The sequence below is a fragment of the Brasilonema sp. UFV-L1 genome (assembly GCF_012912105.1).
Classification (GTDB): Bacteria; Cyanobacteriota; Cyanobacteriia; order Cyanobacteriales; family Nostocaceae; genus Brasilonema.
Genome location: NZ_QMEA01000027.1, coordinates 25,775 through 40,753 on the forward strand (window position 1 = coordinate 25,775; position 14,979 = coordinate 40,753).

Annotated in this window: 10 protein-coding genes; 4 read left to right on the forward strand and 6 right to left on the reverse strand. The window is 41.6% G+C overall.

All coding sequences use genetic code 11. The features are described 5' to 3' along the window. Positions 1 to 490 precede the first annotated feature (490 nt). On the reverse strand, positions 491 to 1,753 hold the full coding sequence (gene metK, locus DP117_RS11025; protein ID WP_169218367.1) for a methionine adenosyltransferase: 1,263 nt from the start codon (positions 1,751 to 1,753) through the stop codon (positions 491 to 493). Between the two features lie 322 nt (positions 1,754 to 2,075). Next, the gene (locus DP117_RS11030) at positions 2,076 to 3,080 is read right to left on the reverse strand and encodes a phosphoribulokinase (RefSeq protein ID WP_169218350.1); all 1,005 of its coding nucleotides are present in this window, start codon (positions 3,078 to 3,080) and stop codon (positions 2,076 to 2,078) included. A 1,153-nt stretch (positions 3,081 to 4,233) separates the two neighbouring features. On the opposite strand from DP117_RS11030, the gene petH reads away from it, so the two are divergent. From petH to DP117_RS11045, 3 genes are all read left to right on the forward strand, one after another. Continuing rightward, positions 4,234 to 5,523 carry a ferredoxin--NADP reductase gene (gene petH / locus DP117_RS11035; protein WP_169218351.1) on the forward strand — a complete coding sequence of 430 codons (1,290 nt, stop codon included), beginning with the start codon at positions 4,234 to 4,236 and terminating at the stop codon, positions 5,521 to 5,523. 162 nt (positions 5,524 to 5,685) lie between these two features. After that, entirely contained in the window at positions 5,686 to 6,981 is a 1,296-nt protein-coding gene (locus tag DP117_RS11040; RefSeq protein ID WP_169218352.1) for a homoserine dehydrogenase, read from the forward strand. A gap of 111 nt (positions 6,982 to 7,092) precedes the next feature. Beyond that, positions 7,093 to 8,121 carry an S-layer homology domain-containing protein gene (locus DP117_RS11045; RefSeq protein ID WP_211176042.1) on the forward strand — a complete coding sequence of 343 codons (1,029 nt, stop codon included), beginning with the start codon at positions 7,093 to 7,095 and terminating at the stop codon, positions 8,119 to 8,121. Positions 8,122 to 8,149: 28 nt separating this feature from the next. Here DP117_RS11045 and DP117_RS11050 read toward each other — a convergent pair whose 3' ends face one another. The 4 genes from DP117_RS11050 to DP117_RS11065 form a co-directional block, all read right to left on the reverse strand. Next, on the reverse strand, positions 8,150 to 8,935 hold the full coding sequence (locus tag DP117_RS11050) for an amino acid racemase (protein ID WP_169218353.1): 786 nt from the start codon (positions 8,933 to 8,935) through the stop codon (positions 8,150 to 8,152). Between the two features lie 13 nt (positions 8,936 to 8,948). Further along, positions 8,949 to 9,905 (reverse strand): DMT family transporter, encoded by a 957-nt coding sequence (locus tag DP117_RS11055; RefSeq protein ID WP_169218354.1) that lies wholly within the window; start codon positions 9,903 to 9,905, stop codon positions 8,949 to 8,951. Positions 9,906 to 10,152: 247 nt separating this feature from the next. Beyond that, positions 10,153 to 10,602: a CAAD domain-containing protein gene (locus DP117_RS11060; RefSeq protein WP_169218355.1), complete on the reverse strand. Its 450-nt coding sequence runs from the start codon at positions 10,600 to 10,602 to the stop codon at positions 10,153 to 10,155. A gap of 1,118 nt (positions 10,603 to 11,720) precedes the next feature. Further along, positions 11,721 to 12,176 carry a pentapeptide repeat-containing protein gene (locus DP117_RS11065; protein ID WP_169218356.1) on the reverse strand — a complete coding sequence of 152 codons (456 nt, stop codon included), beginning with the start codon at positions 12,174 to 12,176 and terminating at the stop codon, positions 11,721 to 11,723. Positions 12,177 to 13,565: 1,389 nt separating this feature from the next. On the opposite strand from DP117_RS11065, the gene DP117_RS11070 reads away from it, so the two are divergent. Then, positions 13,566 to 14,921, forward strand: coding sequence for a CmpA/NrtA family ABC transporter substrate-binding protein (locus DP117_RS11070; RefSeq protein WP_169218357.1), 1,356 nt, complete (start codon positions 13,566 to 13,568; stop codon positions 14,919 to 14,921). The last annotated feature ends 58 nt before the right edge of the window (positions 14,922 to 14,979 follow it).

Genomic DNA, 14,979 nt, shown 5'->3' on the forward strand with positions numbered 1-14,979 from the left:
CAGAATAAACCAACTCAGTTGGAACCCTACATTCCCTAAGCCATGCGTATACGCTAAGCTGACAGGGAAATTCAAAATATGCCCTCACCCTTTCGAGTACAGTTTGAATTTGAGGAAGGCGAGTGCGGCTTGTCACTAATACGAATGATTCACTCGTCGTGCAAACTATGCCCGAAAGGCACACTGCGAAAACAGAATGAGTCTGATGGATGACTCTAACTTTTTTCTTGATAAAACTGTATAATCCGTTTATTTTTATATGTGGAGTGAAATCTTATCACAATCTTGTCACTCAAAGAATTTATTCTCAAAAAAGATTATAATATGCGATTTTACTTATAGTAGTAGACACAAAGACAAATCTCATTCATGACTCATTATTAACTATTTAGTCATACATTGTTGATCAAATAACCCCCCTTTAGGGGGGTTAGGGAAATCAAGAGAGCTAAAAATTAAACTAATTTAGTCTCCCAACTCCTCATTGTATTTATGCAATCGTTGCCGACAGTAAACTATTAGCCGCCTGCTGCAACAATTCTGCTTTATCAGTACGCTCCCAAGGTAAGTCTAAATCGTTCCGCCCAAGATGACCGTAAGCCGCGACGTCCTGATAAAAACGTCCGCCTCGTTCGCTGGGCAGGTTGCGTAGATTGAAGGCATGAATAATGCCAGCTGGACGCAGTTCAAAATGCTTTTTGACCAATTCCAGTAAGATTTGGTCATCAACTTTACCTGTACCAAAGGTATCCAACATCACGCTGACAGGTCGCGCCACACCAATAGCGTAACTCAGTTGGACTTCACATTTGTCTGCAAGCCCCGCAGCGACTATATTTTTCGCCACATACCGAGAAGCATAAGCTGCAGAACGGTCTACCTTAGTGGGGTCTTTGCCAGAAAAGGCTCCACCGCCATGTCGTGAGTAACCACCGTAGGTATCAACAATGATTTTACGCCCAGTTAGACCAGAATCTCCCTGAGGACCACCGACGACAAATTTACCTGTTGGATTGACAAAAAAGCGAGTTTGTGCATCTGGCTTAACATCAATGTCTCCGAATACAGGTTCGACCACTGCTGACCACAGATCTTCTTTGATCTTGGCTTGTACTGCTGCTTCATCGGTGATGTCACCAATGGTAGCTGTATGCTGGGTAGAAACTAGAATGGTATCAATTCCTACAGGTCGCCCGTCTTCGTATGCTACGGTCACTTGCGTTTTCCCATCAGGACGCAGGTACGGTAAATCACCTGTTTTACGAACCGCAGCCAGTCGTCGAGCAATACGGTGAGCAAGAGAGATAGGTAAAGGCATCAACTCTGGTGTTTCGTTACAAGCGAAGCCAAACATGATACCTTGGTCACCTGCACCAACTGAGTCAAATAGTTCATCACTATTTTGCTCGCGAGTTTCATGAGCAGTGTTCACACCTTGGGCAATATCAGGCGATTGTTCGTCTAATGCGACAATCACTGAGCAGCTATTTGCACAGAACCCGTTCTCAGCATTGGTGTAACCAATCTCGGCAATTTTTTTGCGAGCGAGATTCACATAATTGACATTCGCTTTAGTGGTAATTTCACCAGTGATCAGTACCAAACCAGTGTTCACCACAACTTCAGCAGCCACACGGCTACTGGGGTCTTGTGAGAGTAAGGTATCTAGAATGGTATCAGAAATCTGATCGCAGATTTTATCTGGATGCCCCTCGGTCACTGACTCGGAGGTAAATAAATAACGACGAGACAAGTGTAATTCCTCCATAGAAGGTTTTTCTCACTGACTAAACGAAAGTGTCTAGTTCAGCCACTTTAACCTGCCATCATAACAATATTTTTACAATCGCAGTTCGTAAGTCATGTTACCTTTATTAAAATTATGACTTAAGACTGATTATTTTAAAGATAAATAAAAGTTACCCTACTAGATTATCGTTGTTTACAAAACAACAAAGATGACGATAAAACTAGGCAAACGCTAAGATGAAAATCGTACCTGCTTTTGATGACAAAAATCGGGGGAAACCCGTGAGCACCCCCAACAGCTTCGACATCAACAAGAGCTACCTGAACTAAACCTTAGCAGCTAGTTTTGCTTCCTTAGACGTCAATCGCTCGTAAGTAGCACGCATTTTTAAACCAGTCAGTACTTGGAATAAGCCAGTACCATTATTGGAACCAGGATACTCGCGGTGCTGAAGCAACAAGTGAGTCATCTCACCTTTGTAGTTGGTGGATGTGTTGCTCAGATGAGTTTCGATGTAAATGACTTCTTCGAGGTTGTCGAATTGACCATCTACTTCTAACACAGATACGTACCGACCGTAGTACACATCCGAGCCATAGTATAGCTGCATACCCGGATAAGAACAGGTCAGTTTGCGTCCACAGGGAGTCCACTGAATTGTTGACCCTTCATCAAAGAGGTAGACTGGGGTAAAGCCTTCTTTACCTTCCCGCTGGAGCATACGGACTCGCAGGACTTTGCGCTCTTTGTCGTCTTTGATTAAGTTTGTAGGCAATACCTGGAGAACCACATCAGCAAATTCTCTTTGCGGTTCAATGTATTTTGTAAAATCAGGTTTACGGGAATTGATTTGAGCTAAAACATCTTCATAGCGGTGACCGCGTTCTGCCATATCTCGTTGGATTTTCCAAGCAATTTTGACTTCATCACTGATGTCAAAATAGATACTGAAGTCGATGAGTGCCCGTACCCGCTCATCATATAAAGGATGTAACCCCTCAACCACGATAATATGATTTGGCTCTATTCTTTCTGGTGGATCAATAGCGCCGGTCTCGTGGTTGTAAATCGGCTTATTAATTGCTTGACCTTCTTTAAGCGCTTTGATTTGCTCATACATTAGGTCAAAATTATTTGCTCTTGGGTCAAGTGCAGTTATTCCCGTTTCTTTACGCTGCTTACGGTCTAATGAGTGATAGTCATCTAAGCAAATGACTGTCATTAAATCTTCACCGAACAAATCTATCAGGCGACGCAAAAAAGTAGACTTACCGCATCCGGAGTCTCCGGCTACTCCAATCAATACCACGCGTTCCGGCTTACTAGTCATAAATCTCCTCTAGATACTAAAGATGAATCAATCAATTATTTTTCTGACAGCAATTTTCAACCTAGGAGTAACCTAATGGTTTATCCTGCGTTTTCGCCCCAACAGCGTCATGACAGACTATACGGGTACACAACACTGTGTTGGCAGATACCTGTTGACTAGTCTGAATTTGTTGCTGGTAAGTATTTAATCCTAGTGTTATATTGGATTGTAACAGAAGGAAGTACTCGATACAAGGCTTGCTGGTATTTACTTTCGATTCCTTTTGCAGTCAGTAGAAACCAAACAAAATTTTGACAACCATCTGTAAGCGGCGTGGTGGTGTGAAAGGTTTCACTTGGTGAGTCTACTTATAAGTTTATACGGTATTTTTATTTGTTTTCAATTCTTTTGGAGAAGAAAACTAACATCTAGTCAATTTTAATTGCTAGACAGTCCTTGCCATATTGAAATCAGGAACTTATCAAATCCCACGCGCCAGTGGCGAGAATAACAAGATTTTTAGCACTGATTTTACGTCTCACCTCAGATATCACTTCAAACTCTGAATCAGAGCATATTAGCATTACACTGGTAGTAGTTGACAGATTTTTCACATCAAGTAAAACTTGTTTTAGTTACTGATATGAGGTTTTCCTCTATCAAAATTTTGTCGCTGAACTTTGCCCCTCAGTTGTAAAAATACTCACAATGGAAGATGTAAAGTCAGCTAGAATTGTTATGTCTAAAATTCCAAGATTCATGATTTGTAGAAAGAGGGAAACTAGCAAAATTGGGAGAGTCAAACTCGATCGCAAATAACTTGAGTGTGATTGATGTTTCCCAATCTAACTGCTCCTGAAGTTATAAACTTAACGGACAGTAAGAAGTTATCCCCCTCTTTGGGAGGTGGTGCTTCAAAAAAAAAGATTAAATTGATTCATTATTAACATTCTCCAAAAGACTTATCCTCTACTTTAGAAGGTGAACAGGTGTGTGTGTTTACAACTCCTGCATGTCTATGGTGAGTGTACGTAGAAGGCATTGGCTAGTGATGCCGCTTCCCAAAAAGCGCCAGTTTTGTCAAGCCAAAATCATGTAAACTAAAGCTGGCGCATTGTGCTGGGAAGGATTTTCAAAAAAAGGTTAAGTAGACATCGGAGTGGTAAAAGGAATGTACATAAAAGGTGCTGTTGAAGGTGCTGCCAACACAGAATCAGGTAGCCGTGTTTTCGTATATGAAGTGGTGGGTCTACGTCAGAGCGAAGAAACTGATAAAACGAACTACCCAATTCGTAGAAGTGGCAGTGTATTCATCACAGTGCCTTATAACCGCATGAATCAGGAAATGCGGCGTATCATTCGCCTAGGTGGCAAAATTGTTAGCATCCAGCAATTGAGCGCTTTGGAGCAACTCAATGGAAAAATCTCTACAGCAAGTGTGATCAGTGAAGCTGAGACTGCTAACAATCAAGCAAATGGTAAAGCCACACCTGTAGCTGAGCAACAGCCCAACAAAAAAGACAAAAAAGGCAACACCATGACTCAAGCGAAAGCCAAAAAAGAAGCACACGCTGACGTTCCCGTCAATATTTACCGTCCGAACGCTCCATTTATTGGTAAGTGCATATCCAATGAAGCATTAGTAGAAGAAGGCGGAATTGGTATTGTTCAGCATATCAAGTTCGATATTTCTGATGGTGATCTGCGTTATGTAGAAGGTCAAAGTATCGGTATTATCCCACCCGGATTGGACAAGAACGGCAAACCAGAAAAACTCAGACTGTACTCAATCGCCTCAACTCGTCATGGCGATGATGTGGATGACAAAACAGTCTCTCTTTGCGTGCGTCAGTTAGAGTACAAGCACCCAGAAAGCGGCGAAACAGTCTACGGTGTTTGCTCGACACACCTGTGTTTCATTAAACCAGGAGAAGACGTAAAAATCACAGGTCCAGTTGGTAAAGAAATGCTATTACCCGCTGACCCTGAAGCCAAAGTGATTATGATGGCAACAGGAACAGGTATCGCTCCCATGCGTGCCTATCTGTGGCGGATGTTTATGGACAACGAAAGAGCAGCAAACCCAGATTATCAGTTCAAGGGCTTCTCGTGGTTGATATTTGGTATTCCTACAACTCCTAACATCCTCTATAAGAAAGAACTGGAAGAAATACAACAGAAGTATCCCGACAATTTCCGCCTTACTTATGCCATCAGCCGCGAACAGAAAAACGCCCAAGGTGGTAGAATGTATATTCAAGATCGCGTGGCAGAACACGCAGATGAACTGTGGAAATTGATTAAAGAAGAGAAAACCCACACATACATTTGCGGTTTACGGGGTATGGAAGATGGTATCGATGCGGCGCTGACTGCAGCTGCTGCAAAAGAAGGCGTGACTTGGAGTGATTACCAAAAAGACCTCAAGAAAGCTGGTCGTTGGCACGTAGAAACTTACTAATTTAGTCATAAGTCATGAGTCATTAGGCTTTTGACAAAAGGCTATAGACTGTAAGTAAGTAAGAAAGATAATTAGTAGGGTGGGCAATGCTTACCCTACTATTGTTGTTTTGTATTTGACAAAAGAATCTAAAATTCAAAATCTAAAATTGGTACAAAGCTTGTGGGTGTAAAGCTAGGAATATTGGGATTAGGCACTGTAGGGACGGGTACAGTGCAATTGTTACAAAATAGCGGTTTTCGTCACCCGTTATTGCAGTCAGTAGAAATTTATCGTGTGGGAGTGCGATCGCTTGACAAACCCCGCACAGTCACACTACCAGAAAGCGTGTTAACCACAGATTTAGAGGCAATTGTCACTGATCCAGCGATAGATATTGTGGTCGAGGTGATGGGGGGATTAGAACCAGCGCGATCGCTCATCCTCAAAGCTATTCAAAATGGCAAGCACGTGGTGACTGCGAACAAAGCAGCAATCTCCCGTTTTGGTGATGAAATCTTTAGCGCTGCTAATCAAGCTGGGGTTTACGTTATGCTGGAAGCTGCCGTGGGTGGCGGTATTCCAGTCATTCAACCTCTCAAGCAATCTTTAAGTGTCAACAGCATTCACACGATCACTGGGATTGTTAACGGGACGACAAACTACATCCTCTCACGGATGCAAACCGAAGGCAGTCACTTCAGTGATGTCTTAGCAGATGCCCAGCGCTTAGGTTATGCTGAAGCTGATCCAACTGCTGATGTCGATGGCTTAGATGCCGCAGATAAAATCGCCATTCTCGCATCATTAGCTTTTAGTGGACGTATTAAGCTAGAAGATGTCTACAGTGAGGGGATTCGGCAAATCAGTAAGACAGATATTGCCTATGCCGAGAAATTAGGATTTGTCATCAAACTGCTTGCCATTGCCAACAGAACTACACCCTCATCCTCCTTATCTCCCATCTCAGTCAGAGTCCATCCCACTTTAGTCCCGAAAACACATCCCCTAGCGAGTATCAACGGCGTGAATAACGCTATTCTTATTGAAGGTGAACCCATAGGACAAGTGATGCTTTTTGGTCCTGGTGCTGGTGCTGGGGCAACAGCCAGTGCTGTATCCTCAGATATTTTGAACCTCGTAGCAGTGCTCAAAACAAGTACATCAGTACAAAATTCTCTGCTTAAGTGCGGACATCAAGACTACTGCCAAATTGTGCCAATGGCAGAACTTATCACCCGATTTTACACTCGTTTTCTCACCCAAGACCAACCTGGAGTGATTGGCAAATTGGGAACTTGCTTTGGTAATCACGGAGTCAGCTTAGAGTCAATCGTCCAAACAGGTTTTCAGGGAGAACTTGCAGAAATTGTTGTTGTCACTCACGATGTTCGAGAAGGCGATTTTCGGCAAGCATTAACAGAAATTCATACTCTTGCAGCAGTAGACACCATTCCTAGCTTGCTGCGAGTCCTTTGAAAAATAAGAGTTATAAGGATTTTAACAAATCCGTAACCTAAAAACTGTAACCTATTACTTAATAACCATTATTCTGTCGCCTGTTCCCTGTTCTTTATAAAGATAACAAATATGAATCCTTCAGATCCGGAGTCATCTCCAAACAATACTCTTGGCTTTGATGAATTTATCGGTATTCTTGTTGCTTTTGCAACTATTGGGGTCATTCTGTTTTGGTCATTCTCCCGTAAGAATTCTAATTGGAATTTCACAGGGTTGACATCCCCGAACCCAACTTCCTCTGCTTCTCCTGTGATTCCTGTGATGCCAAGTCTTCCTGGGATTCCTAAACAACAGCCAATTCCATTTCTTCTTCCTGGTGTAAAACCAACACTCACTCCATCCCCAACTAACGGAAAAACCTCGGACGATGAGTTACCTCCAGTTTATGATTTAACTCCAAACGAACCATCACAAGCACAAGATCCATTCTTCTCTTTTCCCACCACGACTACAGAACAATCTCGTGTCCTCACTCCGAGTGAAAAATTGCCAACAATTCCCCCACCACTCGCTTTTACAGATGTACCTGCCGAATTTTGGGGACGGCGTTTCATTGATATTCTCTCATCTCGTGGAATTATCAAAGGTTTTCCTGATTACTCTTTTAGACCTAACCAACCTGTAAACCGTGCTGAATTTGCTGCCATTTTGCAACAAGCCTTTGACAGAAGAAATGGTGGAAATACTACAACTTTCAAAGATACACCGGCAGACTTTTGGGCAATTCCAGCAATTAACCAATCGATCACGACTGGATTTTTAAAAGGTTATCCAGACAACACCTTCAAACCAGATCAAAAAATTCCACGAGTACAAGTTTTAGTTGCTCTTGCTAGTGGGTTAGATCTCAAAGTCCCTTCTTCCCCTGAAAAAGTTTTAAGCATCTACAAAGATGCCAAAGAGATTCCTCAATACGCCCTTGATAAGGTAGCAGCAGCTACAGAAAATCGTCTTGTAGTCAACCACCCAGACTTACAAGTTTTGGCTCCAAATCAAGAAGCAACTCGTGCTGAGGTTGCTGCTATGGTTCATCAAGCTTTGGTGCGCATGGGAAGATTGCAACCCATTGAATCTCAAAGCATTGTGAAAACACCTTGAGAGGTTTGCAGCAATACGGTTGCTGTTCTTACTTGACGGAGGAAGAGGGTAACTGGTGGCGTCCAAACGCTAAATCAAGAGTGTTCGCAGCAAGCACATCCAAAGGATCGACCCAAGGCAGTGCTAATGTTTTCATCCTGGCAAAACAAACCGATAATTCGGTGCATCCAGCAATCGCTATCTCTGCTCCTTGCTCTTTTAAGGAGCAACTTGCTTTTTCTAAGATGCTCATTGCCTGCGATGAAACCTGAGTGCCAGTTGCCTTAATTCCCCAATCACAATCGTAAATAGCTTTCATCACCAGTTGCTGCAAGCAAGAACCAACCTGCGGTGATATTGGGGTTAGGTCAACAGAAGCCAAGCTCTTACTATACAAGTGCGAATATATTGTTCCATCAGTTGCCAAGATACCAACTTTGTTGATATTTGGGTAACTCCTGCGAATAAATTCGGCAGTGGAATCTATCAGATGAATCCAAGGGATTGAGATCTGTGGCTGCACTTGTTCGTAAAAAGCGTGGGCAGTATTGCAGGTGACGACTAGAAAATCAGCACCAGCCGAGTACAAAAGCTGCCCATACTTGACAAGCATTGGAGTACAGCTTTCTGCTGCTCCTAGCAAACTTTGAGTTCGATCTGGAATATCAGCAGCACTGACAAGCAGCCAAACGGGATGCTCCTGATCGCTTTGGGCACCCCGTTGAACGTTCTTTGCAATCAACTTCCGCTCAAACTCAGTATGAGAAAGGGGACCATTACCTCCAATAATTCCAGGAATGTATATTTGTTTATGAGTTTGTTTATGAGTTGTCATAAAATCAAGCTCTTTAATTTGTCGCTTTCACGGCAGATTGACTCGATTGAGCTAAATATATACCGAATAAAACGACCACGAAAGCTACCCAATCAGAAAAACTGACTTTTTCATTGAAAATAACCCAAGCAAAGAAAGAAGCAAGAACTGGCTCGAGAAGCAGCGTAACGGCGACAACTCCTGAGGATAATTTACTAAGGCTGTAAGCCAAAAGTCCTTGACCAAACACTTGGCACAACAAAGCTTGGAAAATCACGAAAAACCACCCCATCCATGTATAGGGAAGCAATCTATCTTCGACTGAGGGCAGGACGGGCAACAGAAACACTGTTGTGACTCCGCAGCGCCACAGCATAATAGTTGCAGTGCTAAATCGCCTTCTCAGGCGTTCTACCAACATTAGATACGCGGCGATAAAAATCGCAGTTAGTAAAGCGAGCGCATCACCAAGTATTTGGTCAGTCGCAAATTGTACCTTATTGAGTTCAATGGCGATCGCCCCACCTACCGCCATAATCATACCAATAACGAATCTGTTATCGAAGCGCCGACCAAATAACAAGTACCCCGCCAAGCCGACAAACAAGGGGTTCAAATTAGATAGTAAAGCCACGTTGGCAACGCTAGTTTGAGTCAGGGACCAAGCCCACAAAAGTAAATACGTAGCTCCTGCAGTTCCCATTGCCACCAATAGCGCCAGTTCCCCTCTCGTCAAAGGCTTCTGTTCTATCGGTTGCTCATCAGACTTTTGACGCAGCAAAGTTTGAAGTCCGCACCACAACCCGAAGACGATTGTGGCAATCCAAGCACGATGAAATACGACAGCATTTGCACTAATTTCACGTTCGCACAATTTGACCAAGACTGGTGCCAAAGATATGGGAATCAGAGCGACAAATAACGAGGCAGTTCCTATGAAAGTTGATGTTTTCGACAGTTGCTGTTGTGGTAATTCCAGTTTAGCTGTCATGACTTTTGGCTAATGTGTTGGCAATAGTTGTGCTGATTTCTTGAACCGAGTCTTTCTATAAAATACTTTCTATAAAATAAACAATAGCAAACAGTGGCTACTCATAAACTCAAAGCCTGCTTACGCAGGCTTTGTTTTGCTAACCTCAGACTTCCATCCGAAGACGTTAAATTTGGAAGGCAATACTCCTGTCCCAATAGAGAGCGCATCAGCCAAAAGGGCTTAGCACTGCGTCAATAGCAGCTATTTAGCTTCCTGAAACTTGCTTGCCAACAACTTGTGATTTGAGAGTTGTAATCTCATTGGTTAACTCTTCCCGAGTTGAAGCTTTGAGTAGATAGCGGTAAATAAACCATGTGGAGTAACCAATACCAATCAATTCAAAGGTAGGTGCTACCAAAGGAATGTCATTCAAAGCATCCAATATCGCCAAGACTATCTTGACAGCGACAATTGCTCCCACAATTAAACCAATGCTAATCAGGGGTTGTTTGTATTTATTAAAAAAGATTCCCAGATAGTCGGGCAGTGTCGCTAAAAAGCCAGAAACTTGTTCTCCATATTTTAGCCATTGTTCCTGAGACTGCACAGTTGGCTGGAGTTTGGTTATGGTTCCTGTTTGGTTGTTGATATTTGGCATTGTTGCCTCTGGAGACTTAGTTTCCACATTTTCCGGTTCTTGCATTTGGGCTTCCATTATTTTCAAACTTAAGTTACTTTCATCCGGACAGTTACAACCAAAAGGCTGTTGACTAGGCGATGCACCGGTGCATCCACACAACTAATTTTGGCGTACAACCAGGTCATAGTTGTCTATAACCATAATTGTCTCTCGATCACTACTTCATCAACTACAAGGTAGAAAACCGCTAAAAAGGTAGTAGCTATTTAACCAGTAGCATGGCTTAGAAGTCGTGTTCTAAGTTCATTTTTAATGGACCACAGTCTTGAATGTAGGGTTGTCCTACGCTGTGTAGGTTGCTTCATGGTACTCGTCTAAAGTACAAATCATGCAAAAATTCAGTCCACCTTTCATTTATACAAGTCTAAACGCCGATTTTACCCGATATTTAAGCTATCTTAAGCTGCTATCTTTGAGCAAGACATTTAGTTGATATTCATACCTCAGAAAAGTTGCGTATTATACTGAATGCATACAACAAATGGTTGAAATCAGCTTAATAATTTTTATACTTTTTTTATATTTTTTTAGAAAAGTTATTATAGAGTCGCCATCATGAACTGTGTACACTCGTGATCATAAAAATCTTCTTTTCCTGACTCTCTCCCTGCTCATTGTCAACTCAGGTGGAGACACGCTCTTTTGCGTTGTCAATTTACTTGTGTAAGGTGAAGCAAAATATTTTCTACACTTTTGCTGTTGCGATACGCCAAAAAAATTTTTGCTTCTTATATCCGCGATACACCTTCATACAGAAGCCGAAACAAATATCTTTGATTAGCAGGGCTGTTCCATTCTCCAACAGAGAAATTAGCAATCGACTATTGACAATTCTTTGCCTTACCTGATAACCGCAGTTTATTTCTATCCGCCTCATACATCTTTCCCCTTATATAAGGAGAAAAGAAAAAGGCACAAGTTTTTTGCTTTTAGACTCAAACAGCCCTGTGTCTCTAATCAGAGGAAGAGGGTTTAGGGATTATCGCCCATAGTTAACCTGTTTTTCGGCTTATCTTCACTTATGAGCGACTGATTAGTAAAACTAATAAACCTAATCAGAAAATCTGTTCCGTTTTCAGCCCTAATCCCTACTTCTCGCAATCGATGCTAATACTGTAGTTAGTTCTATTTCTCTATTTCCAATCAGGAACTTCTCCGTCTTCACCACCAACACCGATACCTGTGTTGAATATTTCAGCATTGGTAATATTGAGGTCATTCATTGATGCCCCATATACATTAGAATCGTGAATCGTAGCACGAGTGAAATTGACTTTATTAAGATTGGCTTTCTTGAAATCAACATTCGTTGCAAAAGCTGACGTCATGTCAGCACCTGCTAAGTTAGCACCTGTAAGATCAGCACCTTCAAGATTCGCCTTTGTCAAGTTTGCTCCTTGGAGATTTGCATCTCTCAAGTCAGCACCAATCAAATGTGCGCCACTGAGGTTTGCTTTCGATAAATCACACCCAGCACACTCCCCAGTAGAAAGCAACTTTTTAACATGCTGCGGATTCGCTGCGTTGACTGAAGTAGCTAAGAATAGGGGAGCGAGTAAGGTTAGAGCTGCTATAATCTTGGATTTCATATGATTTCCCCCTTTGTAATACAAGTAGCTTCCGTTTATCTCCTCACAGTTCTATTATCACCCCTATCACTGCTTCTCGTGACAGATTGGCAACATAAGTTATCTGTGATATTCGTCAGCTTTTTGGTGCGATGGATGGTAAACGAGTTTTTATAGTTGTAGATGACTGGTAACTGATGCAGTTTGTTTTACCACTGAAAAAAATAATAACACCTGGTTTGAGTGGAGAATTCTGCCATTGGGCATTCATCGATATCTGCTATGAGACGTAAATTGCAGGGTTGGATACAACAACAGAACCCCTATAGGACTCCTCCAAAGATTTTTGAAAACATACTGAGACTGGACTGAGACTGAAAAACCTGTTTCATAAGGTTTCATAAGGGTTTTATCTGCAATCCTTTGCTCAAAATCAGACAGGATGGCTATGTGATTCTTGCTTTTCTATACTCCTAAGAAACACAGGGGTGTAGGGGTGTAAGGAAAAAAGGTGTTTCTTTCATATAATGCTTGCTGCGAAGCCACTAGTCGGAGGCTCAGATCTTGCACCTGAGTTAAAAACCGGGTTTCTTGACAATGCCTGCTCTTATAAACCTTAATTTCTGGTTCTCCAAACCCGGTTTTTTTGGGTCTTGTTGAGAATGCTGCAAGATATCAGTATAGATAAACTAGATGATTACCATAAGTTAAGACGCATTCCATAAACTTTTTACTAAGTAGCTGGGCGGGAAAATTTATCAGTTTGTCCGCAGTGAGTGGAACGCAGTGGAACGTAGACCCCGGAGGGGGCTTCCCGCTTTCTTAGCAATCGCTGCGGGTTTTGACAACTTTATATTTTGTTACATAGTTAGGTTTATTTGTGCCTACCTACTTATCTCAAAAACGAAGAACTCATGATTTTTTCATAACCAATTATAGATGAAACAAATGGTTACCATCAATAAACACTTATTAAATAGACTGATTACTATCTCAGAAGCGAAGAACTCATGATTGTATTTATAGTAATCATTTAATATTTTGTTTATTTTTTGATTTTTTTGCTAATTAATCATTAGCTATAAATGGTAATCTAATACTTAAGTTGAAATTCAATAAAATAATGTAATAAGTCGTTGGACAGAATTCAACGTAAAACGGCACTCACAAAAAACAAGAGACGCAAAGCCTTTTACTTTCTGTTTTCTACTTATTACATCAGACACAGTGAAGTCATCTTAGGTGATATTCACTCAAATCATAATGAAAATTTAAACGATTTTCAAGTTTTATGTATTCAATCAACCATAATTTCATGGCTGATTGAATAGCCGGAGCTTGCACAAAATACTTCCAAGTCAGGTTACTAGTTTTCATAAGGATTAGTTTAGTTAGTTGTCAGGAGATATTATGACCGATTTTTCAAGATTTTCCCGCCGGAGATTTCTGTTAACTGCTGGAGCGTCAGCAGCCGGTTCTATATTACTACATGGCTGCTTGGGAAACCCACCAGATTTTGGTAGCAATACTCAAGCACAAATAAGTAGTCCTGTTAAACTGACACCAGAACAAAAACCGGAAACATCCAAAGTCAAACTAGGATATATTGCAATTATAGAGTCTGCTCCTCTGATTATTGCTAAGGAAAAAGGCTTCTTTGCTAAGTACGGCATGACTGAAGTTGAAGTTTCCAAGCAAGCGAACTGGGGTTCAGCAAGAGACAATGTAGAAATTGGATCTGCGGGCGGTGGTATTGATGGAGGTCAATGGCAAATGCCTATGCCCTATCAAATTTCTGAAGGTTTAATCACCAAAGGTAACAAAAAAATTCCCATGTATGTGTTGGCTCAGTTGAATACTCAGGGGAATGGAATTGCAATTGCGAATAAACATCTCGGCAAAAATATTAATTTAAAACTTGATGGTACAAAGTCCCTTTTTGATGGACTCAAATCATCAGGCAATAAGTTCAAAGTTGCTTACACATTTCCTCAAGCAAACCAGGAATTGTGGCTTCGTTACTGGGCAGCAGCAGGAGGCATTGATCCAGATAATGATATCTCACTTCTGACAGTTCCAGCCGCTCAAACTGTTGCCAATATGAAGACAGGATCGATGGATGCTTTCAGTACGGGCGACCCCTGGCCTTATCGAATTGTTGCTGAGAAAATAGGCTTTGTCGCTGCATTAACCGCAGAAATTTGGAAAAACCATCCTGAAGAATACTTGGCAATGAGAGCAGACTGGGTTGACCAACATCCCAAGGCGACTAAAGCAATCTTAAAAGCAATCATGGAAGCCCAGCAATGGTGCGATAACTTTAATAACCGTAAAGAGTTGTCAGAAATTCTATCTCGGCGCGATTACTTTAACGTTCCAAAAGAAGTTCTTTTTGACCCATTCATGGGCAAGTACAACATGGGTGAACGCGTTATTGATGATAAATCAATGGCACCGTATTACTGGAAAGATCAAAAAGGTAGCGTTTCTTATCCCTACAAAAGTCACGACCTTTGGTTTTTAACAGAATGCGTTCGTTGGGGCTTTTTACCTAAAGAGAGATTAGCAAATGCAAAAACTCTTATCGATAAAGTCAACAGAGAAGACCTTTGGAAACAAGCTGCTAAAGAAGCAGGGATACCCGATGCTGACATTCCCAAGAGTACATCTCGTGGTGTTGAAGAATTTTTTGATGGCGTCAAATTTGACCCAGAAAACCCAGAAGCTTACTTGAAGAGCCTGAAAATCAAGAAAGTCAAACTTTAGTGAGTTTAGTTCTTTGCTGTTTGTAGCTTGCTCATAAGCATTAATCAACAATCCATCA

Bases quoted from the DNA above. Each gene is read 5' to 3' on its own strand.
- DP117_RS11050 (WP_169218353.1), bottom strand. From the start codon at position 8,935: ATGACAACTCATAAACAAACTCATAAACAAATATACATTCCTGGAATT.
- DP117_RS11060 (WP_169218355.1), bottom strand. From the start codon at position 10,602: ATGGAAGCCCAAATGCAAGAACCGGAAAATGTGGAAACTAAGTCTCCA.
- DP117_RS11045 (WP_211176042.1), top strand. From the start codon at position 7,093: ATGAATCCTTCAGATCCGGAGTCATCTCCAAACAATACTCTTGGCTTT.
- DP117_RS11070 (WP_169218357.1), top strand. From the start codon at position 13,566: ATGACCGATTTTTCAAGATTTTCCCGCCGGAGATTTCTGTTAACTGCT.
- DP117_RS11030 (WP_169218350.1), bottom strand. From the start codon at position 3,080: ATGACTAGTAAGCCGGAACGCGTGGTATTGATTGGAGTAGCCGGAGAC.
- petH (WP_169218351.1), top strand. From the start codon at position 4,234: ATGTACATAAAAGGTGCTGTTGAAGGTGCTGCCAACACAGAATCAGGT.
- DP117_RS11055 (WP_169218354.1), bottom strand. From the start codon at position 9,905: ATGACAGCTAAACTGGAATTACCACAACAGCAACTGTCGAAAACATCA.
- DP117_RS11065 (WP_169218356.1), bottom strand. From the start codon at position 12,176: ATGAAATCCAAGATTATAGCAGCTCTAACCTTACTCGCTCCCCTATTC.